General features: G+C 36.0%; 21 protein-coding genes. 19 read left to right on the top strand and 2 right to left on the bottom strand.

The window, feature by feature from the left end; genetic code table 11:
* Positions 1–18: 18 nt before the first annotated feature.
* The 7 genes from AB1282_RS04150 (at position 19) to AB1282_RS04120 (ending at position 7,254) form a co-directional block, all read left to right on the top strand.
* Positions 19–1,707 (top strand): thiamine pyrophosphate-binding protein, encoded by a 1,689-nt coding sequence (locus AB1282_RS04150; protein WP_056474634.1) that lies wholly within the window; start codon positions 19–21, stop codon positions 1,705–1,707.
* Positions 1,708–1,719: 12 nt separating this feature from the next.
* Positions 1,720–3,165, top strand: coding sequence for an aldehyde dehydrogenase family protein (locus AB1282_RS04145; RefSeq protein ID WP_056474631.1), 1,446 nt, complete (start codon positions 1,720–1,722; stop codon positions 3,163–3,165).
* 15 nt (positions 3,166–3,180) lie between these two features.
* On the top strand, positions 3,181–3,963 hold the full coding sequence (gene nadX / locus AB1282_RS04140) for an aspartate dehydrogenase (RefSeq protein WP_429898547.1): 783 nt from the start codon (positions 3,181–3,183) through the stop codon (positions 3,961–3,963).
* A gap of 31 nt (positions 3,964–3,994) precedes the next feature.
* Positions 3,995–5,296, top strand: a complete 1,302-nt coding sequence (locus AB1282_RS04135) for an aromatic ring-hydroxylating oxygenase subunit alpha (protein ID WP_056474625.1) — start codon at positions 3,995–3,997, stop codon at positions 5,294–5,296.
* A 20-nt stretch (positions 5,297–5,316) separates the two neighbouring features.
* On the top strand, positions 5,317–5,826 hold the full coding sequence (locus AB1282_RS04130; protein WP_056474622.1) for an aromatic-ring-hydroxylating dioxygenase subunit beta: 510 nt from the start codon (positions 5,317–5,319) through the stop codon (positions 5,824–5,826).
* 23 nt (positions 5,827–5,849) lie between these two features.
* Complete coding sequence (locus AB1282_RS04125) at positions 5,850–6,632, top strand: SDR family NAD(P)-dependent oxidoreductase (protein WP_429898545.1); 783 nt, start codon at positions 5,850–5,852, stop codon at positions 6,630–6,632.
* Positions 6,633–6,966: 334 nt separating this feature from the next.
* Complete coding sequence (locus AB1282_RS04120) at positions 6,967–7,254, top strand: hypothetical protein (RefSeq protein WP_429898543.1); 288 nt, start codon at positions 6,967–6,969, stop codon at positions 7,252–7,254.
* Between the two features lie 275 nt (positions 7,255–7,529).
* Here AB1282_RS04120 and AB1282_RS04115 read toward each other — a convergent pair whose 3' ends face one another.
* Both AB1282_RS04115 and AB1282_RS04110 read right to left on the bottom strand, forming a co-directional pair.
* The gene (locus AB1282_RS04115; RefSeq protein ID WP_056474613.1) at positions 7,530–7,829 is read right to left on the bottom strand and encodes a hypothetical protein; all 300 of its coding nucleotides are present in this window, start codon (positions 7,827–7,829) and stop codon (positions 7,530–7,532) included.
* Between the two features lie 122 nt (positions 7,830–7,951).
* Complete coding sequence (locus AB1282_RS04110) at positions 7,952–9,793, bottom strand: terpene cyclase/mutase family protein (protein ID WP_429898541.1); 1,842 nt, start codon at positions 9,791–9,793, stop codon at positions 7,952–7,954.
* A gap of 398 nt (positions 9,794–10,191) precedes the next feature.
* Here AB1282_RS04110 and AB1282_RS04105 point away from each other — a divergent pair, with 398 nt between their 5' ends.
* From AB1282_RS04105 to AB1282_RS04050, 12 genes are all read left to right on the top strand, one after another.
* The gene (locus tag AB1282_RS04105) at positions 10,192–11,526 is read left to right on the top strand and encodes an aspartate aminotransferase family protein (RefSeq protein WP_429898540.1); all 1,335 of its coding nucleotides are present in this window, start codon (positions 10,192–10,194) and stop codon (positions 11,524–11,526) included.
* Positions 11,523–12,221 (top strand): CoA transferase subunit A, encoded by a 699-nt coding sequence (locus tag AB1282_RS04100; protein ID WP_429898538.1) that lies wholly within the window; start codon positions 11,523–11,525, stop codon positions 12,219–12,221. The genes AB1282_RS04105 and AB1282_RS04100 overlap by 4 nt, the downstream gene beginning before the upstream one ends.
* On the top strand, positions 12,206–12,868 hold the full coding sequence (locus AB1282_RS04095; protein ID WP_056474604.1) for a 3-oxoacid CoA-transferase subunit B: 663 nt from the start codon (positions 12,206–12,208) through the stop codon (positions 12,866–12,868). Before AB1282_RS04100 ends, AB1282_RS04095 begins: the two co-directional genes overlap by 16 nt.
* A gap of 15 nt (positions 12,869–12,883) precedes the next feature.
* On the top strand, positions 12,884–14,197 hold the full coding sequence (locus tag AB1282_RS04090) for a peptidase (RefSeq protein WP_056474602.1): 1,314 nt from the start codon (positions 12,884–12,886) through the stop codon (positions 14,195–14,197).
* Complete coding sequence (ablB, locus tag AB1282_RS04085) at positions 14,175–15,038, top strand: putative beta-lysine N-acetyltransferase (protein ID WP_429898536.1); 864 nt, start codon at positions 14,175–14,177, stop codon at positions 15,036–15,038. The genes AB1282_RS04090 and ablB overlap by 23 nt, the downstream gene beginning before the upstream one ends.
* 65 nt (positions 15,039–15,103) lie before the next feature.
* Positions 15,104–16,492: a sigma-54 interaction domain-containing protein gene (locus AB1282_RS04080; RefSeq protein WP_429898534.1), complete on the top strand. Its 1,389-nt coding sequence runs from the start codon at positions 15,104–15,106 to the stop codon at positions 16,490–16,492.
* A gap of 254 nt (positions 16,493–16,746) precedes the next feature.
* Positions 16,747–18,177, top strand: coding sequence for a lysine 2,3-aminomutase (gene ablA, locus AB1282_RS04075; RefSeq protein ID WP_056474596.1), 1,431 nt, complete (start codon positions 16,747–16,749; stop codon positions 18,175–18,177).
* On the top strand, positions 18,177–18,455 hold the full coding sequence (locus AB1282_RS04070) for a YokU family protein (protein ID WP_056474767.1): 279 nt from the start codon (positions 18,177–18,179) through the stop codon (positions 18,453–18,455). Before ablA ends, AB1282_RS04070 begins: the two co-directional genes overlap by 1 nt.
* 179 nt (positions 18,456–18,634) lie before the next feature.
* Positions 18,635–20,056: an amino acid permease gene (locus AB1282_RS04065; RefSeq protein WP_056474764.1), complete on the top strand. Its 1,422-nt coding sequence runs from the start codon at positions 18,635–18,637 to the stop codon at positions 20,054–20,056.
* A gap of 466 nt (positions 20,057–20,522) precedes the next feature.
* Entirely contained in the window at positions 20,523–21,356 is an 834-nt protein-coding gene (gene licT, locus AB1282_RS04060; protein WP_429898532.1) for a BglG family transcription antiterminator LicT, read from the top strand.
* Positions 21,357–21,765: 409 nt separating this feature from the next.
* The gene (locus tag AB1282_RS04055; protein ID WP_429898530.1) at positions 21,766–23,628 is read left to right on the top strand and encodes a beta-glucoside-specific PTS transporter subunit IIABC; all 1,863 of its coding nucleotides are present in this window, start codon (positions 21,766–21,768) and stop codon (positions 23,626–23,628) included.
* A 91-nt stretch (positions 23,629–23,719) separates the two neighbouring features.
* Complete coding sequence (locus tag AB1282_RS04050) at positions 23,720–25,162, top strand: glycoside hydrolase family 1 protein (RefSeq protein ID WP_429898528.1); 1,443 nt, start codon at positions 23,720–23,722, stop codon at positions 25,160–25,162.
* The last annotated feature ends 18 nt before the right edge of the window (positions 25,163–25,180 follow it).

Here is a 25,180-nt window from a genome sequence, read left to right as displayed (position 1 = left end):
CAAAGGTAGGATACTAAGATGAAAAATCAAGAAGAGATCGTATTTACTACTGCGGATGCCGTCGTAAAAGAGTTAGTTCAAGCAGGCGTAGAAGTCGCTTTTGGAATCGTAAGTATTCACAATATGCCCATCTATGACGCGATTTTAAGGGATGGAAGTATAAAGCTAATCTGTTCACGTGGCGAAAGTGGAGCAGTAAATATGGCAGATGGCTATGCACGTGCGACGGGAAAATTAGGTGTTGTTATTACTAGTACAGGAACAGGAGCTGGAAACGCTGCTGGTTCATTAGTAGAAGCATGGGCAGCTGGAGTTCCACTACTTCATCTGACTGGAGAAGTAGCATCACCTTATCTTGGTACAGGTAAAGGGTACATACATGAATGCAAAGACCAGCTTTCAATGATGAGCGGTGCTTGTAAAAATGCTGTAAGACTTAGAAGACCAGAACAAACAGCTGGTGTAGTAAGAAAAGCAATTGAAGAAGCATTAACTGCTCCAACAGGACCAGTTAGTTTAGAAATTCCGATCGATTTTCAATCAGCAATTATCGAGGACGTTTCAATCGATAAAGTACAGGTAGATGTTTTTAAACCGCAAATTACTGCCGTTATACCAGAAATCGCAATATCAAAAATTTTAGAAGCACATCGTCCAGTTATTTGGGCTGGTGGCGGTGTTATTTCTGCAAATGCCTCAAAGGAGTTAACAAATTTAGCAGAAATTCTTGGAGCTGCTGTCATTACTAGTCAATCTGGAAAGGGTTCGATACCAGAAAATCATGAGCAATGTATAGGGCATTTTGCAGCCAATGAGTCGACGAAAGAGTTTTTGAGAAATGCAGATTTACTGATTAGTGTAGGTGTACGCTTCAGAGGAAATGAAACTTCTAACTGGAAAGTCCCTGTTCCAGAAGAACATATTTCGATTGATGCAGATTTTAATGCAATTAATCGTAATTATAAAGCAACAGTTGGGTTAGTCGGAGATGCAAAAGATATTTTATCAGCTCTAATAAATAAAATCGATGAAAAGTCTATTTCGGTTTTACCTTCTTATATAGAAGAAGTACGTTCATTAAGAAATGAAGTGCGAGGACAACTTCGTAAAACACTTGGTCCGTTTGAACAATTTGTAGATGGAATGAGAGAGAATTTACCAAGAGATACGATTTTAGTTCGAGATGTGACAGTACAAGCAAATGTCTGGGGTAGTAGAATATTCGACATTTATGAACCGAGAACATCTATTCACGCATCCGGTGGCGGGATCGGTCAGGGTCTTCCAACAGCTATAGGAGCTCAATTGGGTTGCCCTCATCAAACGGTCGTATTAATGGCTGGAGACGGTGGGTTTATGGTTAATGTTGGGGAAATGGTGACCGCAGCTGAAGAAAATCTTCCTATTATTGTTGTGTTATTTGATGATTCAGGCTATGGGGTTCTTCGTAATATTCAAGAAGCGGCATACGGTCGCCAAGTAGCAGTGAATTTATTAAGTCCTGATTTTGTAAAACTAGCTGAGTCAATGCATTTTGAAGCAGCACGTATCGGCTCAGGAGACGAATTTGTTAATGAACTAAAGAAGGCATCTGAAAGAAGAAAGCCAACAATGATCGTTGTAGATATGGAAGCAGTTGGACCGATGGCAAAACCTTTTGGTGGACCTCCAGGAGCAGCTGAAAGCTTTAAGCCCAAAAAATTATAAAGGAGATTCAATATGATTTCGACATATCCAGTTGTATCAGGAAGATATCTCATAAATGGTGAATGGAAAGAAAGTAATGAAATATCAAATATTATTAATCCTGCAAATAAGTCGGAAGTAATCGGCAAAGTTGCATTATGTACTGAGGAAATTGTAAACGAAGCAATTAATGCAGCAGCGAATGCATATAAACTTTGGTCGCAAAGTGAGATTCAGGATCGTGTAGAAAGAATGAAGGCAGCAGCGCAGGAACTTTCTAAAATCATTGAAGAACATGTTTCATTATTTGTTCGTGAAAATGGCAAAACGCTAGTAGAAGCTAAAAAAGACTTATTACGCTGTGTTGAAGTAATGAATGGTGGAGCAGATGAACTACTTAAATGGTGGAATCCAGAATTACTTCCTGGAAATCAAAAAGTTCAAGTAAGAAGAAGAGCCAGAGGGGTTACTGCAGTAATTACTCCTTGGAATTCGCCTATGATTTTAACATTTAAGCGAGTGATTCCTGCTGTTTTAGCAGGGAATACTGTTGTCGTAAAACCTGCGACAAATTGTCCACTTACTATTATGGCTTGTTTAAAAGTAGTGGCTGAACATTTTCCACCTGGTGTAATTAATATTGTAACAGGTTCAGGAAAAATGATTGGTGACAAGCTTTGTTCCGATTCACGAGTTCGTACAATTGCTTTTGTCGGAAGTACACAAACAGGTAAAGATATTATGAAAAAGTCTTCTGGTAATCTTCAAAAAGTATATATGGAGCTTGGTGGGAATGACCCGGCGATTATTTTAGAGGATGCAAACTTAGATGAAGAAGCTATTAAACGATTAAGAATGAGTATTTTAAAAGCGGCTGGCCAAGTATGTTCGGCTATTAAGCGCGTATATGTACATGAATCTAGATATGTTGAATTAGTAAAAAAACTAAAGAAAGAATTTGAGCGTATTGTTGTAGGTGATGGTATTCAACCTGATGTAACAATGGGCCCATTAAATAATAAAGCTCAGTATGACTATGTTAATGGATTGATCGAGCGTACGGAAAAAGCAGGTGCAAATGTGATAACAGCTGGAATTCAACTGAATCCTGAAATGTGGGATCAAGGATACTACATTTTACCAACAATCGTAACAGGTGTTGACCAGCAAAGTGAGATCGTTCGTGTAGAACAATTTGGACCAGTAATTCCTATTCTACCTTTTTCAACTATTGACGAAGTTATCAAACTAGCAAATGATAGTGAATTTGGCTTAAGGGCCTCTGTTTGGACTGAAAACGAGGAATTAGCAGTTGAAATGGCAGATCGATTAGAAGCAGGTGCAGTTTTTCATAATAACCATACCATCTTTAGTGATTTAGCATTGGATTTCCCAGGGTTAAAAGAGAGTGGTGTTTCAAGGGAAACGAGACATTGTGGATTGGAATTCTTTGCAGATTCATACGGATTTGCAAATTAAGGATGGTGAATAAACATGAAACTAGGTCTAATTGGCTGTGGGAATATTGGTCAATTTCTTCTTCAAGCAATTAATAAAGATGGAATGTTACCAGGTGGGAAGATTGTTTCAATTTATACACGTTCCGAAGAATCCGGCGCTCAATTTGCTAAAGAATTTGAAACAGAAGCTTATCAAAATGTAGAGGCGTTGCTTCTTTCTGATATAGATTTAGTCATTGAAGCTGCAACAGTTGAAGCTGCAAGGGAGTACGCTATAAAAGTTCTTGAAGGTGGAAAAGACTTATTGTTAAGCAGTATTGGGGTCATGGCTGATTCCGCTTTTGAAGAAGAGATTCGAGAAGTTTGTACAAGAAATGGTGTAAATATTTTCTTACCTTCAGGAGCAATCGGTGGATTGGATATTTTAAAGTCAGCAAAAGCTGTGAATGGTCTAGAAACTGTTTCAATTACAACTAGAAAACCACCTGGAGCATTATCGAAAGAAGTATTAGAAAAAGAAACAATTTTGTTTGAAGGCTCTGCGGCTGAAGCAATTAAGTTATATCCAAGAAATATTAATGTGGCAATAGTATTATCCTTAGCTGGACTTGGTGCTAACAATACGAAAGTGAAAATTATTGCTGATCCAATTGCGATAAAAAATAGTCATTTGATTGAAGCATCTGGTGAGTTCGGAAAACTTAAACTTGAGATTGAAAATGATCCAATGCCAAATAATCCTAAAACAAGTTATTTAGCGGCGTTAAGCGTTTTGGCAAAGTTACAAAACAAAGATAAATATGTACAAGTTGGGTAGAGAGTCAAAATATGAAAGGAGAGTGCTGTGCATGATTAAAACAGAAAAAACTTTAGATGAATTATCAAAAGAGCAACTAGTAAATTACTTAAACGAAACCGTTAAACCAGATGAAGGAGTCATTCCTGCATATCTTCTAGGAGATAAATCCGTTTACGAATTAGAACATGAAAAAGTATTTTTAAAAACATGGGTTTTTCTTGGACATGAATCTGAAATTCCAAGTCCAGGGGATTTTATGACTCGTGAGCTTGCAGGATATTCAATCATTATCTCGCGCGAAAGTATGGGAGAAATCAATGCATTTTACAATATGTGTACACATCGTGGCATGAAGCTGTGCCGTGCTGATAAAGGAAACAAGACTTTATTTACATGTCCATATCACGGATTTAACTTTAAAAATACTGGTGAACTTGTTGGAGTACCGCTTCAAAAAGATATTTATGGTGAGAGACTTGACCGGGCAAAAATGGGTCTTCACCAAGTGAAGCTAGAATCATATAAAGGACTTTTATTCGGAAATTGGAACGAAAATGCAGAGCCTCTTGAAGAGTTTCTCGGCGATTTTAAGTGGTATTTAGATATCGTAGTAGGGCGTGCTGAGATGGAAGTAATTGGAGCTCCGCAACGTTTTATTGTTAAATCAAACTGGAAGGTCGGTTCTGATAATTTCGTAGGTGATTCATACCATACGATGGTTACTCACGGTTCAATTGCAAAATTAGGCATGGTCCCAAACGCAACATATTCGAAGCGCGGTTTTCAAATTCACACTGAAAACGGACACGGATTAAACCTTGGAACTCCAAACCCAGACTTTGCTTTCCCTGAAGAATTGAAAGATGAGTATAAAAGTAACTTGTCAGAAGAACAATATGAAGTTCTATCAAACTTAAAAAATATGATTGGAAATGCTTTTCCGAATATGTCATTTTTAATATCTCACACAAAAATTAAGGGCGAATTAATTTCGAATACTTCAATTAGAATGTGGAGACCAATTAGTCACAATAAAATGGAAGTAATTGCATGGATGCTAGTAGAAAAGAATGCTTCTCAGGAATGGAAGAATCGATCAAGAGATTCCTTTATCTTAACGTTTAGTCCATCTGGTATTTTTGAACAGGATGATACTGAAGTGTTCACAGACATAACGGAAGCAGCTCAAGGCCCAATGCCATTTCAAAAGAATTTAACTTATAACTACACAATGGGACTACATCGTGACCCTGTCGATTTTATCGGACCTGGGGTAGCTTATGATGATAAATTTACAGAAGCGAGTCAGCGCAATTTTTATCAATACTGGCTTGAATTAATGACAAAGTAACAATGGAAGGAGGAAGAAAAATGAATGTTGAAAAGTTATTAGCAAAATTAGAATTTGAACAGTGGTTAATTGATGAAGCAAAATTACTTGATGATATTGAATTTGATGATTGGTTTAGTTTAATGCATTCGAATTTAATCTATCAAATGCCTGTACGCGTAAATAAAGAAGGAACTGAACGCCCAGACTATTCTACTGAAATGTTTACTTTTAATGATGATATTGAATTATTAAAGCTTCGAGTAGATCGATTGAAAACTGACTATGCGTGGGCTGAAATTCCTCCTTCAAGAACACGCCGTTTTGTAAGCAATGTTAGCGTAAAGGAGCTAGTTCAAGAAGAGAAGGCAGTAGTTAATAGTTATTTACTGATCTATCGTAGTCGTAGCACAGATATTCACCATGATCTAATTTCTGGAGAACGTCATGACGAGTTTACATATGAAGATGGGAAGTGGAAGCTTTCCAGGAGAGTATTTATTGTAGACCAAACAACAATTAATACTAGAAATCTTGCAATCTTTGTTTAATAGAAGAAAAAGGAGGCTAAGTGATGTTATTAAAAGATAAAGTAGTGTTAATTACGGGAGGAGCATCTGGAATAGGAGCAGCCGTTACAAGACGATTCGTTCAAGAGGGGGCAAAGGTAAGTATTATAGGTCGATCACTTGAAACACTAGATCAAATGAAAGAAGAATTACATGACAATCTCCTTATCATTCAAGGTGACGTAAGCAAATACGAAGACAATGAGCGAGCTGTAAAAGCGACTGTTGAACAGTTTGGTAAACTAGATGTATTTATTGCGAATGCAGGCGTTTTCGATGGCTTTGCAAAATTTGCTGATGTGACACCCGATGCGCTATCAGATGCATATGATTACCTTTTAAATATAAACGTAAAAGGATCATTTTTTGGTGCAAAAGCAGCTTTAGAGGAATTACAAAAAACAAATGGGAATATTATTTTTACTGTATCTGGTGCAAGCTTCTACCCAGACGGCGGTGGAGTTTGGTACACGGCTAGTAAGCATGCTCAAATCGGATTAATGCGTCAGCTTGCTTTTGAATTAGCACCAAATATACGTGTAAATGCAGTAGCGCCAGGAGGGACTTTAACAGCACTAACTGTCATCCCACCTTTACGTACTTTCACTAAATCCGTCGATAATGATACAAAAGCAAGTAATATAAAAAGAAGAAATCCACTTCAACTAGCACAAATGCCTGAAGATCACGTTGCAGCATATGTACTTTTAGCATCTGACCAGTCACGTGCGATCACTGGTGAAGTCATTTCTAGTGATGGCGGATTATCGGTTCGTGGGCTTGGTTAAGGAATTTTTGATAAAGAATAGGGTGTCTCAAAAGGGTGACTTTTACGGGGCACTCTCTTTTTTATATAATTTAATTGTAAGTGGTAGTTTTTCAAATCGATAATATGATGAGTTATGTAGAGACCAGTTATAAGATAAATCGTTATTAGGGGATCCAGAGCTTATATTTTTAGATGAACCTACTTCAGGGCTTGATCCGGAATCTAGTATTGACATCCAACGTTTAATACTAAATTTGAAAGAGTTAGGTAAAACCGTATTTTTGACTTCTCATAATTTAAATGAAATCGAAAAAATATGCGACAGAGTAGCTATAATGAATGAAGGAAAAATCGTGAAACTAGGTACAATTGATGAATTGAAAAATAATACTAATAAATCTATTCAATTAGCTATTCGAACTATACCAGTCCTTACTTCCCAATCCTTGCTAAGTGTATTAGATTCTCTTAATAAATCTTCAATACGTTATATTAAACAGCAACAAGATTTCACAATTTTAGAATTGGACAAGGAAGAGACTATCCCTAAATTAGTTGAACAATTATCAGCTAATCAAGTTAAAGTTTTTGAAATAAAAATTGAAAAACAATTACTAGAAGACGTGTTTTTGGGTGTATAATGTGTACCAATTTATTTTACATTCTGTTTCTTAACGGAAGTAAACGAAAAGCCAAACCTATGCAGCAAGGGACAGGATTTTATGTGTTTTATCTAGCTATGCATAATTTTATACACGGTCGGTTGTAAGGGGCAATACAACTATTGTATTCCCCTATTTTTGTATAAAATCCCACAAACAAAAAGGTCTATAAAATCCTTCTTACAAATAATTCAAAAGAGGAATCTTATAGGCCATTTATTTAAAAAAATATAAAAATTACTGTCTGCAATTAATTAAAACCAAGAACGTCTTCTACTGCTTTTTATCATATTCCACATTTCTTTTTGGTGATCAGGATCTTGTGGGTTTACGTTACAATTCATTAGCCATTGAGCCGCGTTTTCACGTTGTTCCTCAGTTATGGATACACTGCAGCAATCCGATAGTCGGTCAATCATATGACATGCGCCTTCTCGGCTTTTTAAATCATTTTTGCGATATGAACGAAGAATACTATAAATACGTGGAAACTTGCGAGGATCACAAACTTTACCACAAAATTCTCTCATTAAGCTTGGGTCAAGATTTCCCATAAAGCCACTCCTTTATTGTTTAAACCATTAACTAAAATGACATACACACAAATATTTTTTCAACAATGTATTATATGCCGTCAAAGAAAATAAGGACGAGGCGTTTAACTAGATATCGCAAATTAGTCACTTGTCTCATATTTTTTTAGATAATGACTTAAAGTCAATAAGGGCCAAATATAACGATAGCTATGATAATTTATATAAAAATGACCTGGTAATCCTCCACCTGTTGGATAGGTCAATCGCTTATCATGGGTCTTTAACCAGTTCAAAATGTTTGCTATTCCATCATCAATTTCACTAGTAGGATAATCGTTGATCGAAATGAGTGTATCGACAGCCCATGATGTATGAACAATTGTCGAATAAGAAAGAGGGATATACTTTCTTTCTATGTCGCTTTTACAAGACTCACCCCATCCACCATCATCCTTTTTTATAGTAAGTAGCCAGTCGTTAGCTTTTTGAATACTTGGGTGGCTTGAGGGGATACCAACTGCTTTCATACCAGTAATAGCGGCCCACGTTCCATAAATATAAGAAATTCCCCAGCGGCCGTACCAGGAACCATCCTCGTGTTGATGATTGATTAACCAATTAACTCCATCTTCAATTCTTGGATGAACCATATTTAACTTTAATTTGGATCCTAGAAATTCGATTGTTCGACCAGTCAAATCTGCTGTAGATGGATCAACTGCAGTATCAACGAAATTTTGGATAGGGAAGATGAACTTTAAGTATTTGCTACTGTTTTTTTCAAATGACGCCCATCCGCCGTCTTTATTTTGCATATCAAGTAACCATCTCACTCCAGCGTTCCAAGATTTTCGATAATCGTCTTCTATTAAAGAGATAGCAGTTGTCGCTCTTAAGACTGCTTGCGTATCATCTACATCTGGATTTTGGGTATTGCTGTCGGAAAATCCCCATCCTCCTAAACAAATCCTATGATCTTTCTGAACTACTGTATGTTGGAGAGAGACTAAGAAGTTAGAAGCGGACGCGATTGCTTTATCATTTATTGGCACACCTGCTTCCTGCAATGCGTAACTAGTAAGTGCTGTATCCCATATTGTCGAAGGGGAATTTTGGATATGAAGGGAATCTTCTAATTCAAATAGGAAAGATTTTATACCTAAAACAGCATTTTGAATTATAGGGGAAGTAACTTGATAGCCTAATGAAAGAAGGGCATAAATTCCAATAAAAGTTGCGCTGGCATAACTAGATAAAGTCCCATCTCCTTCAATATTTTGAAGAATATATTGTTCGGCCTTTTTAATAGCCACTTTGGATAATGATTTAGTAAAAGGCATTTTAATATTTGCGAATTTCCGCTTTTTACTAATCTCTTTGAACTTATTGTTTGTAAACAAATGTTGTATTGTAGGCGTCCATTTATTTTTAATCGTAAACTTTTTATGTCCCAATATTAAAAGTGGGGCAAAGTGGAATCGAACATAAGAACTAAATTTAAAGAAGGACAAAGGAAAAAACTTTGGCAAATTCATTAAAAGGAGAGGAACTGGAAAAAACCTAGGCCATGGATACAATTCATGTAAAGCAAGCATAAATTTTGTGGAGATGTGTACGCTTTCCAATCCCCCATTTTGACGAATGAACGCTTCTGCTTTCTTCATTTTTTCATCAGAAATCTCTATATAATTCGAGAATAATAGTGCAGTGTAAGCCTCAACAGTTACTGATAAATTACCTGAGTCATCATCAAAAAGCTTCCAAGCCCCACTTGAGTCTTGCTTTATTAATAAACGATTTACTAGTTTCTTAATTAATTCTTCATCATGACATTCAATCGTTCTTAAAATAATAATCATATAGGCATCTGTCATAGGACCACTTTCGAAACAATATCTCCATGATCCATCATCACTTTGATCTAATTTAATTTTATCTACTAGACTATCAATTTCAGCTCTAACTTTCTCTGATAAATCCATTTTTAATCTTCACCGCCAACTGATTGTGATACATATTCTTTTACGTTAAAAATTATAAATTGGCAGCAGGGAATCTTAATCGACTTTTTTGCCAATTTTTGGAGTTAAGTATAAGTGCAACTGCGCCTCTGACTCCACCTAAAAGGATCGTCAGTCGGCGAGTTTTCTTTATATAGATATGTAGATGGCTATCAATTGGGGCGGGCAACTATTTGTACAAATAGATTGTTGTGAAGTTAAATAACTAATTAAATTTTTAAATACAGGGGTTAAGTGTAAAAAAATAAAAAGGAAGTATGTCAGAAAGCAAGAATACTAAAAAATACCCTCTATTTAAATTTCCAATATTTAGTAGTGTGGCTTTTTGCGTTTTATATAAGGAAGGGTGGGGATAAAAAATGGAAAGAGATTATTTAATTAAACCATTACTTGGACAGTATTACCCTATGATTTCTCATGGAAAGGGTGTTTACCTATTTGATAAAGATGGTAATCGGTATATTGATGGTTCATCTGGTGCAATTACTGTAGGAATTGGTCATGGTGTTGAAGAAATCATTGATGTAATGACTGAACAAGCAAAACAAGTATCTTTTGTTTATCGTTCACAGTTTACTAGTGAACCTGCTGAGAAGCTAGCAAAGAAGCTGAGTGAAATCACTCAAGGTGATTTAAACTGGACGTTCTTTGTTAATAGTGGTACTGAAGCAACAGAAACTGCTATGAAACTAGCGATACAGCATTACCAAGAAAAGGGAATGAAGGGGAAAAATAAAATCCTCTCACGCTGGATGAGCTACCATGGTATAACAATTGGCGCATTATCTATGTCGGGTCACCCTTTACGTCGCCAACGATTTGTACCAATCTTGGAAGAGTACCCTTCAGTTTCACCACCGTATTGTTATCGTTGTCCTTTTAACTTAGAGCACCCATCCTGTGATTTAGCGTGTGCATCTGAATTAGAAACAGCCATTGATCGAATTGGCCCTGAACATATTGCAGCATTTATTGCTGAACCAATTATCGGTGCTGCAGGTGGTGCGATTGTACCATCTAAAGGTTATTACCAAAGAATTAAAGCTATTTGTGAAAAGTACGATATTTTGCTGATTTCCGATGAGGTTATGACTGGCCTTGGACGTACTGGAAAAATGTTTGCAATGGAGCATTGGGGTGTTCAACCTGATATCGTTACGCTTGGAAAAGGATTAACATCTGGTTATACACCAATGGCTGCAACGATTGCTAGCGATCGAGTTATTGAACCAATTATGCAAGGTTCAAAGGTTGTAATGAGTGGACATACCTTTAGTGCCAACCCACTATCAGCTGCTGTTTCATTGGCCGTTATTGAATATGTTGAGAAACATAATTTAGTACAGGCCGCAGAAGAAAAAGGTAATTATCTGATGAATAAACTCCAAGGTTTAAAGGAGAAGTTTTCATTTATAGGAGATGTTAGAGGAAAAGGTTTGTTAATCGGTATTGAATTCATTCAAGATATAAAATCAAGTTCCTTTATTCAAAAAGTAATGAGTAAGGGCTTACTTTTATATCCTTCCGTTGCTGGAAAAAACGGAAAAGAAGATTCGGCTTTCATGATTGCACCACCTTTAACGATTACTTATGAAGAACTGGATGAATTGCTTCAAATTCTTACAGAGAGTTTAAAAGAATTGGAAATGGAACAATCTCAACTAATCTATGCAGCTGAGGGGGAAATCGTATGAATTTAGTTGAAAATACGTATAAAAAAATAGCAAAAGTGGAACAAATTCTTCAATTTTTTCATGACGACATGACACTAATGGTTGGAGGATTTGGAGGAGTCGGTTCGCCACCAACCTTACTTCAAACATTATTTGAAAGTGGAGTTAAGGATCTTCACTTGATTTGCAATGATACTGGATTTCCGGACATTGGCATCGGAAGAATGGTAAGGAATGAAAGAATCAAGTCAATTGTGACATCCCATATAGGATCGAATCCGTTTGCAGGAAAATTAATGACGGAAGGTAAGCTTAAAGTAGAATTTTCTCCGCAAGGTACTTTAGCAGAGCGTATCCGAGCTGGAGGAATGGGGCTTGGAGGAGTATTAGTAGATGTAGGTCTTGATAGTATGGCAGAAGACGGTAAAGAGAAGGTATCTGTAAAAGGTAGACAATATCTAGTTGAAGAAGCTCTTAAAGCAGAAGTCAGTATTATTTTTGCAAAGAAAGCTGATCCATTTGGAAATTTGGTTTTTGATAAGAGTGCAAGAAATATGAATCCACATATGGCTATGGCAGGAGATATTACGATTGTAGAAGCGGAAGAAATAGTTCCACTTGGATCGTTGAATCCTGAGGAAATCGTAACTCCAGGTGTGTTTGTTGATTACATAATTTCATCAGAAGGAGTGAACTGGAAATGGGCATGGGAATAGACTTTCGTCAAAAAATTGCAATGCGAGCTGCTAAGGAAATAAAAAACGGAATGATCGTAAATTTAGGGATTGGAATTCCATCCATTGTTCCAGATTACTTACCGGAAGATGTACATGTTATGTTCCATGCGGAAAATGGCGTTATGGGAATTGGACCAAGTCCCGAAAAAGGAAAAGAAGATGAAAATTTATGTAATGCAGGTGGTTTCCCGATTACTGTTTTAAAAGGTGCTAGCTATTTTGATAGTGCTACTGCTTTTGGCATTATACGAAGAGGTTTACTAGATTTAACGGTTTTAGGGGCATTACAAGTTAGTGAAAAAGGGGATTTAGCAAACTGGATTGTACCTGGAAAGCGCGTACCAGGAATAGGTGGAGCGATGGATTTAGCTCAAAAAGCTAAAAGAGTTATTGTCGTTATGAATCATACCGATAAAGCTGGGAATCCAAAAATTGTGAAAGAATGTAGTTTGCCATTAACTTCTAAATCTTGTGTAGATTTAATCATAACGGAAATGGCTGTTATTGAAGTAGTCAACAACAGTTTAGTGCTTAAAGAACTAATGAGTCCATATACTGTAGAGGACGTAATCGAAAAAACTGGTGCGAAATTAGAAATTAGTACGGATTTAAAAATGTTTATATAGAAAAGGGTGAAGAGGATGAGTCATTATAAAAAAGTTATTCAAGATTATATAAGCAATCATAAGGAAAAAACAATTGATCTTCTTAAACAGCTAGTAATGGAAAATAGCGTGTCTGGTAATGAGAGTAAGGCACAAGCAATTGTCCTTGAAAAATTGAGAGAACTTGAATTGGACTTAGACGTATGGGAACCAGATTTAAAAGAAATGAAAGAGCATCCTTATTTTATTTCAACTAGAGACAGTTTTACTGGTAGTCCTAATATTGTCGCTACGCTTAAAGGAACGGGCGAAGGAAAGTCCATGATTTTAAATGGACATATAGATGTTGTTCCAGAAGGAAATATTCAGCAATGGACTTATCCTCCTTTCAGTGCAACCGTAGTAGATAACAAGCTTTATGGACGTGGGTCAACTGATATGAAAGGCGGAAATGTTGCACTAATTTTAGCAATTGAAGCAATAAAAAGAAGTGGAATTACACTAAAAGGTAATGTTTATTTTCAAAGTGTAATTGAGGAAGAAAGTGGTGGCGCGGGTACACTTGCTACAATATTGCGAGGATATTCAGCTGATGGTGTTATTATCCCTGAACCAACAAATATGAAGTTTTTCATTAAGCAACAAGGATCAATGTGGTTCCGTCTTAAGGTAAAAGGTAAGGTAGCACATGGGGGGACTCGTTACGAAGGTGTAAGCGCTGTCGAAAAAAGCGTACTTATCATTCAACAAATCCAAAAACTTGAGCAATTACGAAATGAACGAATAGTTGATCCGTTATATGATGGAGTACCGATTCCGATTCCAATTAATATAGGGACAATTCATGGTGGAACATGGCCATCTTCTGTATCTGATCTAGTAACTTTAGAAGGAAGATTCGGTGTAGCACCAAATGAAAGATTAGAAGATGCGAAAATTGAATTTGAGAATTGGATTGATCATATTAAAAATCTTGATGATTGGTTCGTAGAAAATCCCGTAGAAGTAGAGTGGTTTGGAGCAAGATGGGTTCCAGGTACTATTGAAGCTGATAGTGAATTAGTGCAAACTTTGCAACGAAACTATCTTGAAACAATGAAACAAAACCCAGTAGTTGAAGCTGCACCATGGGGTACTGATGGTGGATTATTTACACAAATTTTAAATATCCCGATGATTGTTTTTGGACCGGGGGAGACAAAAGTAGCTCACTACCCAGATGAATTTATTGATTTAGATCAAATGTTTTTAGCAGCAGAAATCATTGCCTGTACATTAATTGACTGGTGTGGAGTTGAGGGCCAACAACATGAAGGTGAGGGAGCATATGAAAACGAAAAAGTATTATGAAACAATTAAAGTTCAACAGGAAAATTATTATTTTGAAGGTGCTTTAGATTATTTTAATGAACGAATTCGGGTTGATTTTTACTTAGGAAATGTATCACTACTAATCGAGAGAATAGAAAAACTAGCAAAAGAAAATAAATTTACTAAGCTAATTATTAAAGCAAGAAGTGAACATTTATATGCCTTCTTACAATCAGGATATATGATTGAATCTGCACTGAAAGGCTATTTTCAAGGTAGTGATGGCTTTTTTGTTACGAAATATGCTAGCCAGGATAGAAGAAATAGTCTTTATTGGGCTGCTGGAGATGATATTCTAGATGCGGTTTTAAAGAGTGACAGGTCAAAAGAAAAAGTAATTCCTGACGGTTATGTTTTACGAAGAGCTGAAAAAAGTGACTCAAATAAACTTGCTAAATTATATGGTCAAGTTTTTAAGGTATACCCTACACCTTTAAATGAATCCACTTATGTTGAAAAAACGATGGATGAAGGGACTATTTATTGGGTTTATGAGAAGGATGGAAATATTGTAAGTGCAGCATCTGCTGAAGTGGACTTCAGTCAAAGAAATGCTGAGTTAACAAATTGTGCAACCCTTGAAGAGCATCGTAAGCATGGATTGATGAAGGAGCTAATGAAGAAGTTAGAACAGGATTTAGTAAGCCAATCAGTTTATTGCTCTTATACGATCGCGCGAGCATTATCATATGGAATGAACGCAGCCTTTCATCAATTAGGTTATAAGTATACTGGAAGAATGACAAACAACTGCTATATCTTTGATAAATTAGAAGATATGAATGTATGGGTGAAGGATCTTTCAAAAGTAGTCTTTTAATGTCAAACTGCCGAAAAATGAGCGTCAAATTGCCAAGTTTTCGGCAGTGGAAGGATGGTTATGAAATGAACGCAACAATTCCAACTAATCAAATGATTAGTGCCATATTAAATAGTATCGATGAAGCAATTCACGCAGTCGACAAAAATGGAATGACTATATTTTATAATCAAGTTGCGGCTGACCATGACGGTGTTTCTGTTGAAGAAGTTCTGGGAAAGCATGTACTAGAAGCTTTCCCTTCTTTAACGAAAGAAACAAGTACCTTACTCACAGTACTAGAAACAAGGAAATCGATTATTCAACAGCCTCAACGCTATGAGAATATTAAAGGTCAATTCATTGATACAGTTAACACGACAATCCCAATCATTTTGGATGATCAACTGATTGGTGCTGTTGAAATTGCAAAGGATTATTCAACTATTAAAACACTTGGCGAAAAGGTTTTAGACTTACAAGCGAGAATTAAACCGCAAGTGAAAAAAGGAAAAGCTAAACAAGTTCACTCGTATACGATCTCAGATATACTAACGGATGACCCTGCTTTATTGGCCGTTAAAAATCAAGTTGAAAAGGTAGCAAATGCAGGCTCCGCAGTACTGGTAGTTGGTGAAACTGGAACTGGGAAAGAACTTTTTGTACAGTCAATTCACCATAGTTCAAATAGAAGTGAAGGCCCTTTTATTGCTCAAAACTGTGCTGCTTTACCGGAATCATTACTGGAAAGTATATTATTTGGTACGACAAAAGGTAGTTATACGGGAGCAATCGATCGAGCAGGTTTATTTGAACTTGCTGATGGTGGAAGCTTGTTTTTAGATGAGTTAAATTCGATGCCATTAGAGCTTCAAGCTAAGCTACTAAGGGTACTAGAGGATGGTGTAGTTCGCCGAATAGGTGATCAAAAGACCCGTAAAGTGAATGTAAGGGTAATCGCTGCAATTAATGAATCCCCTTTAGATTGCGTTCAGAACGGTATCATGCGACCGGATTTGTATTATCGTTTAAATGTGTTTTCTTTGTTCATACCACCGTTAAGAGAAAGGAATTATGATATCGAGTTACTCACGTCTCATTTTGTTGAACAATTTAATGAACGTTTCTCAAAGAATATTCGAAATGTAGAACATACTGTATTTGAGTTATTCCACCAATATAATTGGCCTGGAAATGTCCGAGAACTAAAGCATACGATTGAACATGCTATGATTATGGCAGAAGGGCATACCCTTACAGTTAAACATCTTCCGATTCAACTACAACAAATTAAGAAAAGCACTGAAACAAAAGGAGTTCAGCCTTTACGTACTGCAATGCAGGAAATGGAAATTTCACTTATTAAACAAGCATTGCTACAAACGAATTCTAATATTCAGCAGGCTGCAGCGCTACTTGAAATACCAAGGCAAACTCTTCAATATAAGATTCAAAAGTTAAATATCGTAGTATAAACTACTTTTTAATCCTCTAAAAAATCTAGTTTTTGCACTTCATACAATAGCCAAGCCGCCTAATTTTAGGCGGTTTTATAATTATAGCTTCATTATAGATCGATCAAAACTTAAGATTGTAACTTTAAAAAATAAAATAACAGGCTGAATAGTTTGAATTTTCTATATTTGTGGCGTTTTTATTAAATAATTGTAAATTTTTGGCACGACTCTTGCTTTATATTAAAACAAACAGTTTGAAAGGGGATGTAAGTATGGTAAATGCAGTCTATGCACCTAAAAGACATTGGAAAGAAGTTGAGTTGTGGAAAGATGTAACAGAAGAACAATGGAATGATTGGGTTTGGCAACTTACAAACACCATCAAATCACTGGATGAGTTAAAGCAAATTATCAACCTCACGCCAGACGAAGAAGATGGGGTACGAATTGCGACAAAAACAATTCCACTAAACATTACCCCATATTATGCATCGTTAATGAATCCGGATGACCCACGTTGTCCAGTTCGTATGCAATCAGTACCAATCTCTGCGGAGATCCATAAAACTAAGTATGATTTAGAGGACCCTCTTCATGAGGATGAAGATTCTCCTGTTCCAGGTTTAACACATCGTTATCCAGATCGTGTACTATTTTTAGTAACAAATCAATGCTCAATGTACTGTCGTTATTGTACTAGACGTCGCTTCTCAGGACAAATTGGAATGGGAGTGCCAAAGAAACAACTTGATGCTGCTATTAACTACATTAGCAAAAATCCTCAAGTGCGTGATGTACTTATTTCAGGTGGAGACGGTCTTTTAATTAACGATAATATTTTAGAGTATATTTTAAAAAATTTACGTGAAATTCCACATGTGGAAATTATCCGTATTGGTACAAGGGCACCTGTAGTGTTCCCACAACGAATTACTGAAAATCTTTGTAATATCTTAAAGAAATATCATCCAGTTTGGTTAAATACTCACTTTAATACTTCAATTGAAATTACAGAGGAATCAAAACGAGCTTGTGAAATGCTTGCAAATGCTGGTGTACCGTTAGGAAACCAAGCCGTAATCTTAGCTGGAATTAACGACAGTGTACCAATTATGAAAAAGCTAATGCATGATTTAGTTAAAATTCGTGTTCGTCCATATTATATTTATCAATGTGATTTATCAGAAGGAATTGGACACTTCCGTGCGCCTGTTTCAAAAGGTTTAGAAATTATGGAAGGATTACGTGGCCATACTTCTGGATATGCAGTACCAACATTTGTAGTAGACGCACCGGGTGGCGGAGGAAAAATTTCTCTTCAACCAAATTACTTAATTTCTCAAAGTGCTGATAAAGTTGTTCTTCGTAACTTTGAAGGTGTAATTACTACTTATCCAGAACCACAAAATTATGTACCAGGTAGAGCAGAAGCATACTTTAAAGAAATTTATCCTAATATGGACGAAAAGCGTTCTAATGCAGGAATCGCGGGATTAATGAATGAAACAAAATTCAATCTTGTACCAGAAGGTTTACAACGTATGGAAGTACGTAAAACATATGCAACAAACCCAGAGCATGCTTCTTTAAAAGATAAGCGCGATAAACGTGACGAATTAAAAGAAAAGAAATTCCAAGCACAGCTTACAAAAATCCAAGTTAGTGAAAAGCTAGTAGGAAGTGCGCAAGGAGACGCTGAATGATGAAATGTCAGTGGTGTGAATCAGCTAACATAGTTGAATCAACAAATACGGTCTACTGGGAACTTCCTGATGGTACGAAAGCAATTGAGATTAAAGAAACTCCATGTATCCTTTGCTTAGATTGTAAAATAACATATCAAACAGATGATACTGTTGGTGCAATTGAGGAGCAATTATACTTAATCGACACAAAGCTGCTTGGTAAAACAACTTCATATAATGAGTTGATCCAGCAGCAAAGATTATTAAAGAGGAATTACTTTGATTTTTCCAAATAAGAAATGAGAAGCGACTATTCGCTTCTCATTTTCTCTAATGTTCAAACTTTTCCTAATATTTCCAATGGACGTTAAAAGAAGAAAATGATCGAATCCAAAAAAGACTGAAAAGGAGTATTTTAATGAAAAATACGGTAAATACAATAACAGTCATTGATTCTAACAACCATATTCCTTCTATGCCTCAAGAGTTAAAGCGTGGATTAAAACCTCGTCATATCACAATGATTTCACTAGGGGGAACAATTGGAACAGGACTATTTTTGGCAAGTGGAGGAGCAATCCATAATGCAGGACCAGGTGGTGTTCTGGCGGCTTATACAGCAATTGGAATAATGGTGTACTTTTTAATGACAAGCCTTGCTGAGATGGCAACATATATGCCAGTTGCTGGATCTTTTAGTACATATGCAACAAAATTCGTTGATCCTGCACTTGGTTTTGCACTTGGCTGGAATTACTGGTATAACTGGGCAATTACAATAGCAGCTGAACTAGCTGCAGTTACGATGGTTATGAAATTCTGGTTACCACATACATCCTCACTCTTATGGAGCTCATTATTTTTAGCTATTATCTTTTTGTTAAATTACCTGTCAGTCAAAGGGTTTGGGGAATCTGAATACTGGTTTTCTATTATAAAAGTTGTTACAGTTATCATTTTTTTAATTTCTGGATTTTTAATGATTTTTGGAATTATTGGGGGAGAAGCAGTAGGGTTTAAAAATTTTACAGTTGGTGATGCTCCTTTTCATGGAGGATTCATGGCGACACTCGGAATCTTTATGGCAGCTGGATTTTCTTTCCAAGGTACCGAGTTACTAGGGATAGCAGCTGGGGAGAGCGAGGAGCCTGAGCGAAATATACCTCGTGCGGCTCGCCAAATATTTTGGCGTATTTTATTATTTTACGTATTATCTATAGTTGTAATAGGTCTGCTAATACCATATACAAATCCTAATTTAGCAAGTGGCGATGTAGCTGTTAGTCCATTTACGCTAGTTTTTGATAAAGCTGGCATTGCATTTGCAGCATCTGTAATGAATGCAGTCATCTTAACGGCAGTATTATCAGCTGGAAACTCAGGAATGTATGCTTCAGCTCGAATGTTGTGGGATATGGCTCGCCAAGGGAAAGCTCCAAAGGCATTAGGTAAGTTAAATAAAAGGGGTGTACCTGTTAATGCATTAATCATTACAGCGGCAGTCGGTACATTAGCGTTTTTAGCTTCTCTATATGGTGACGGAGTTGTTTACATTTGGTTACTTAATGCTTCAGGTATGTCTGGTTTTATTGCTTGGCTTGGCATAGCGATTTGTCATTACCGTTTCCGTAAAGCCTACGTTGCACAAGGGAAGGATTTAAATGACCTACCGTATAAAGCAAAATGGTTCCCATTCGGACCAATATTTGCTTTCGTACTATGTGGGGTCGTAATTCTTGGACAAAACTATTCAGCATTTATGGGAAATAAGATTGACTGGAACGGTGTACTCGTTTCATATATAGGTCTGCCATTATTCCTTATTTTGTGGATCGGATATAAACTCATAAAAAGAACAAAAATTGTTCGACTTAGTGAGTGTGATTTGGAGAAATAAGCACGTGGACAAGTTTTAGCGTATGACTTTACAGCATTAGCAAAAGCAGTGATTCAAATCTCAGATAAAGATCAGAAAAAATATTTAGTTCGAAGGTAACACTAGATTAGTGATGATTTCAAAATGCACTATCATTCCTGTTTTGGAATAAACTAACAGAGAATATAGTAAAAAGTACCCTGTTCATTATAAGTATGTAGTAATCTTATACTCTTACAGAATCAAAAAATAAAAATATCTTGTTTATAAATATGATATTTTTTATAATTATCTGTATCTTATAAGTAAAAGGATTGTTACTGCAATGCAGGCAAAACCTAGATGATCAATGTCCTAATATTAGGCATTGGTTGTTTAGGTTTTTTTTAACGATAGATGTAGTAAAATTGACCTGCAAAAAAAGAAAAGATAGTATAGAAATAATAAATGGTATCGCAAATAATCCTTCGCAAGAGAGGTGAAATAGATGATCATCCATAAAGTAATTAATAACAATGTAGTAAGCGTTTTGAATGAGCAAAATAAAGAAATGGTTGTTATGGGGAGAGGGCTGGCCTTTAAGAAAAAACCAGGTGATCCCGTTGATGAGCAACTGATTGAAAAGGTTTTCAAGTTGGAAAACAAGGATTTATCGGAGCATTTTAAGAAGCTGCTTGAAGAAATTCCTTTACAATATATGGAACTGTCAGATGAAATTATCCGCTTTGCTAAAGAGACATTGGGAAAAAAATTAAGTGAAAGTATTTATGTGTCTCTGACAGATCATATTCATTTTGCCTTATATAGACAGAAAAATGGGATGGAAATCAAGAATCCTTTACTTTGGGAAGTAAAACGACTGTATAAGGAAGAATTCTCGGTGGGCAAACATGCATTAAATATTATTGAGCAAAAAACAGGAATTCGTTTACCTGAAGATGAAGCAGGTTTTATTGCTTTGCATGTAGTAAACGCGGAATTGAATGAGGAAATGACGAACATTGTAAATATTACAAAGTTCATCCAAGAAATATTAACTATTGTAAAATATTATTTTAAAATTGAATTTGATGAAGAATCTTTGAACTATTATCGCTTTGTCACACATCTTAAATTTTTTGCTCAAAGGATTTTTAGTAAGACATATTTAAATAATGAGGAAGATTTTCTGTTCAATACAATAAAAGAGAAGTATAAAGATGCTTCCGTTTGTACAGAAAAAATCAAAGATTTCGTTCTAAAAAAATATGAGTATGAATTAAGCACAGAAGAGAAACTTTATCTAACAATTCATATTGCTCGCGTTGTAAATAGAAATTAATTTTTTGTGTGAAAGCGTTGACATCGTTAATTTACAGTGATATTATCAAGTTATCAATTAAATACATCCGATTTTATAGGATTGTTACTGGTCGTGCAGGCAAAACCTAAATTGTCGTCTCTTATGTTTTCCTGAGGCGTGCAGTTTAGGTTTTTTGTTTTCTTGGGACACTTTTGATCCGGACGAGGGGACTCAGGGATTGGCCGGTTTACATGTCGTTGTATTTAATTAAAAATTAAATATCAAAATTCAGGATTGTTACTGGTCACGCAGGCAAAACCTAAATTACAAGAGTGTATGATGATTTTTACATGCACATGTAGTTTAGGTTTTTTATTTTACTAAAATAACAATTCAAATGATGTATTAATTATTTTTGGAATTTTCCATGATTTGAGGAGGGGTATTTATGGATTATAAGCGAACTGCTAGAGAGATTATAGATTTAGTCGGTGGGGAAAAAAATATAACCAATTTGATTCATTGTATTACTAGGCTTCGATTTAATTTGAACGACGATAGCATTGCAGATAAAAACAAAGCTAAAATCGAAGCAATTGATGGTGTCATGGGGGTAAACAGAAGTGGCACTCAGTTTCAAGTAATCATAGGAAACGATGTTATAAAAGTATTTGATGAAATTAATAAAATGGCCAATATTAATTCTGGTAATTCAGATGGTAATAAAAAGACAAAAGGAAAAGGGATCGGAAGTATTTTTGATGTAATATCTGGAACATTCGCACCAATATTACCTGCAATCACTGGAGCAGGTATGATCAAAGCAATCCTTGCTATTCTTTTGACATTCCACTGGATTTCAGACAAAAGCCAAGCATATATTATTATGAATGCGATCGGGGATGGTGCATTCTACTTCATACCGTTCTTAGTTGCTTTTAGTGCAGCGAAAAAATTTGGGTCCAATCAATTTGTTGCAGTTGCCATCGCTGGTGCTATTATGCATCCATCCATTACAGCGTTGTTAAGTAGTGGCAAACCAGTACACTTTATTGGTCTTCCTGTAACGGCTGTAACATATGCATCATCCGTTATCCCGATCTTATTAGCAGTTTGGATTGCATCTTATGTAGAGAAATGGACTGATCGGGTAACTCCGAGCATGGTTAAACTGATTATCGTTCCGACTATTACTCTATTGGTAATGGTTCCAATTACTTTAATTGCGGTTGGTCCACTTGGTGTAATCATTGGTAGTGGTCTATCTAAAGGTGTTACTTTCCTATATGCTCATACTGGTATTTTTGCAGGACTTCTGCTTGGAGGTACATTCTCTTTAATCGTTATGACTGGGATGCACTACGCGTTTCTTCCAATTGTAGTTGGAAACTTAAGCACAAAAGGATACGATACAATCCTTCCTGCAATGTTTATGGCTAATATGGGGCAAGCTGGAGCGGCCTTTGCAGTATTCTTAAAATCAAAAAATAAATCATTTAAATCATTAGCGCTTTCAGTTAGTATGACAGCTTTAATGGGTGTAACAGAACCAGCTATGTATGGTGTAAATATGAGGCTTAAAAAGCCATTCATTGGTGCTTTAGTTGGTGGAGCAATCGGTGGAGCTTACTATGCATTGATGGCCGTAAAACTATACGTTATTCCAAGTAATGCTGGTCTTCCAGGAATTCCGTTCTTTATTGGTGAAACATTCGTTTATGCATTGATTGGTTTACCAATTGCGTTTATCGCAGGTACAATCGCAGCGTACTTTATTGGCTTCGAGGATGTAGAAGTAAAAGAAGACAAAACGGAAGAAAAAGTTGTAAATGAAGTAAAAAACGTTGATCAAAACCGTATTCAAGAAGTAGTAAGTCCTATTAAAGGAAAAGTTGTACCTTTAACTGATGTTAAGGATGCTACATTTTCAAGTGAAGCTTTAGGAAAAGGTATTGCCATTGAACCTCAAGAAGGAAAAGTCGTTTCTCCTGTAAATGGAGTTGTTACAACTTTATTTAGAACGAAGCACGCGATTGGCATTACATCTGAAAATGGAATTGAAATTCTAATTCACGTTGGAATGGACACAGTTAAATTAGATGGAGAATTTTTTACAGCACACATTAGCCAAGGTGACGTCGTGAAAGCTGGAGACCTACTTGTTGAATTTGATTTAGTAAAAATTAAAGAAGCCGGCTACGAAGTTACAACTCCGATTGTTATTACAAATAGTACTAATTATCTAGAAATTAATGCAGTAAATAAAGAAAACGTTAAAGAAAATGAAACGCTTTTAACGATTTGTGGTTAATTTAGAATTTGATTCTGACTGTTGGATTTAAAGCCAGCAGTCAGAACATTTAAATAAAAAAATTTAAATAAAAATTGTGGAGGGGACTATTATGTCAAAAAACTATTCATTTCCTAAAGGATTTTTATGGGGAGGAGCAACTGCTGCCAACCAATTAGAAGGTGCTTACCAAGAAGGTGGAAAAGGGTTAAATTTAGCAGATGTTATGCCTGGAGGAAAAGTAAGACTAAAAGTCATTCAAGAACCAGGATTTGATTTTAAAATAAATAAAGAAAAATATGTCTATCCAAATCATGATGGAATTGACTTCTATCACCGTTATAAAGAAGATATTGCACTTTTTGCAGAAATGGGATTTAAAACATATCGTATGAGTATTGCTTGGAGTCGTATCTTTCCAAAAGGCGATGAAGTAGAGCCAAACGAAGCAGGTTTAGCTTTCTATGACCGCGTGTTTGATGAACTGAAAAAATATGATATTGAGCCAGTTGTAACAATTTCTCACTACGAAATTCCATTACACTTAATTACAGAATATGGTGGCTGGCGTAACCGTAAAGTAATCGAATTCTTTAATCGATATGCAACAACATTATTCGAGTACTATAAAAACAAAGTAAAATACTGGTTAACTTTTAACGAAATTAATGGTGCTACACATTTACCACTATTAGGTCTTGGTTTTTCACCTGAAAGTAAAGAAACACAATTGCAAGATAGTTTCCAAGGGCTTCATCACCAATTTGTAGCAAGTGCGTTAGCTGTAAAAGCAGGACACGAGATCATTCCAGGTAGCCAAATTGGTTGTATGCTTGTGTATGTTCCAACTTACAATTACGATTCAAACCCTGAAAATGTGATGTATGCTCTACAAGAGTCTCGCCTGTGGAATAACTATTGTGGTGATGTACAAGTTAGAGGAGCATATCCAGCATTTGCAAAACGCTACTGGAAAGAAAATGATATCAACTTAGATATTCAAGACGGTGACTTAGAAATCATTAAAGAAGGAACAGTTGATTTCATTTCGCTAAGCTACTATATGTCACGCACTGAGAAAAAACATAAAACGAACGAAGAAAATAGCCAAGGTAATTTAGTTGGTGGCGTTAAAAATCCATTTTTAAAAGAAAGTGATTGGGGTTGGGAAATCGATCCAACTGGTCTTCGCATTGGATTAAATCAATTATATGACCACTACCAAAAACCACTATTCATCGTAGAAAATGGTCTTGGCGCATACGATCGGTTAGAAGAAGATGGCTCTATTAACGATGATTATCGTATTGATTATCTTCGTAGTCATATTGAGGCAATCGGTGAAGCAATCGAGGATGGTGTCGAACTGATTGGTTACACTCCATGGGGATGTATTGACTTAGTTAGTGCATCTACAGGTGAAATGTCTAAACGTTACGGCTTTATTTACGTAGACAAACAAGATGATGGAAGCGGAACTTTAGAGCGCAAAAAGAAAAAATCATTTTATTGGTACCAAAATGTAATTCAAACGAATGGGGAGCAACTTAATTAATTAAAGATATAAGAAATA

The sequence above is a fragment of the Gottfriedia sp. S16(2024) genome (genome assembly GCF_050473765.1).
In the GTDB taxonomy this organism is placed as follows: Bacteria; Bacillota; Bacilli; order Bacillales; family Bacillaceae_G; genus Gottfriedia.
Note: the sequence above shows the minus strand (reverse complement) of the source record. Positions and strands in the feature narration are given on the sequence as shown.

Excerpts from the sequence above, each read along its gene's own strand:
- AB1282_RS04150 (WP_056474634.1), top strand. The coding sequence starts at position 19 with ATGAAAAATCAAGAAGAGATCGTATTTACTACTGCGGATGCCGTCGTA.
- AB1282_RS04145 (WP_056474631.1), top strand. The coding sequence starts at position 1,720 with ATGATTTCGACATATCCAGTTGTATCAGGAAGATATCTCATAAATGGT.
- nadX (WP_429898547.1), top strand. The coding sequence starts at position 3,181 with ATGAAACTAGGTCTAATTGGCTGTGGGAATATTGGTCAATTTCTTCTT.
- AB1282_RS04135 (WP_056474625.1), top strand. The coding sequence starts at position 3,995 with ATGATTAAAACAGAAAAAACTTTAGATGAATTATCAAAAGAGCAACTA.
- AB1282_RS04130 (WP_056474622.1), top strand. The coding sequence starts at position 5,317 with ATGAATGTTGAAAAGTTATTAGCAAAATTAGAATTTGAACAGTGGTTA.
- AB1282_RS04125 (WP_429898545.1), top strand. The coding sequence starts at position 5,850 with ATGTTATTAAAAGATAAAGTAGTGTTAATTACGGGAGGAGCATCTGGA.
- AB1282_RS04115 (WP_056474613.1), bottom strand. The coding sequence starts at position 7,829 with ATGGGAAATCTTGACCCAAGCTTAATGAGAGAATTTTGTGGTAAAGTT.
- AB1282_RS04110 (WP_429898541.1), bottom strand. The coding sequence starts at position 9,793 with ATGGATTTATCAGAGAAAGTTAGAGCTGAAATTGATAGTCTAGTAGAT.
- AB1282_RS04105 (WP_429898540.1), top strand. The coding sequence starts at position 10,192 with ATGGAAAGAGATTATTTAATTAAACCATTACTTGGACAGTATTACCCT.
- AB1282_RS04100 (WP_429898538.1), top strand. The coding sequence starts at position 11,523 with ATGAATTTAGTTGAAAATACGTATAAAAAAATAGCAAAAGTGGAACAA.
- AB1282_RS04095 (WP_056474604.1), top strand. The coding sequence starts at position 12,206 with ATGGGCATGGGAATAGACTTTCGTCAAAAAATTGCAATGCGAGCTGCT.
- AB1282_RS04090 (WP_056474602.1), top strand. The coding sequence starts at position 12,884 with ATGAGTCATTATAAAAAAGTTATTCAAGATTATATAAGCAATCATAAG.
- ablB (WP_429898536.1), top strand. The coding sequence starts at position 14,175 with ATGAAAACGAAAAAGTATTATGAAACAATTAAAGTTCAACAGGAAAAT.
- AB1282_RS04080 (WP_429898534.1), top strand. The coding sequence starts at position 15,104 with ATGAACGCAACAATTCCAACTAATCAAATGATTAGTGCCATATTAAAT.
- ablA (WP_056474596.1), top strand. The coding sequence starts at position 16,747 with ATGGTAAATGCAGTCTATGCACCTAAAAGACATTGGAAAGAAGTTGAG.
- AB1282_RS04070 (WP_056474767.1), top strand. The coding sequence starts at position 18,177 with ATGAAATGTCAGTGGTGTGAATCAGCTAACATAGTTGAATCAACAAAT.
- AB1282_RS04065 (WP_056474764.1), top strand. The coding sequence starts at position 18,635 with ATGCCTCAAGAGTTAAAGCGTGGATTAAAACCTCGTCATATCACAATG.
- licT (WP_429898532.1), top strand. The coding sequence starts at position 20,523 with ATGATCATCCATAAAGTAATTAATAACAATGTAGTAAGCGTTTTGAAT.
- AB1282_RS04055 (WP_429898530.1), top strand. The coding sequence starts at position 21,766 with ATGGATTATAAGCGAACTGCTAGAGAGATTATAGATTTAGTCGGTGGG.
- AB1282_RS04050 (WP_429898528.1), top strand. The coding sequence starts at position 23,720 with ATGTCAAAAAACTATTCATTTCCTAAAGGATTTTTATGGGGAGGAGCA.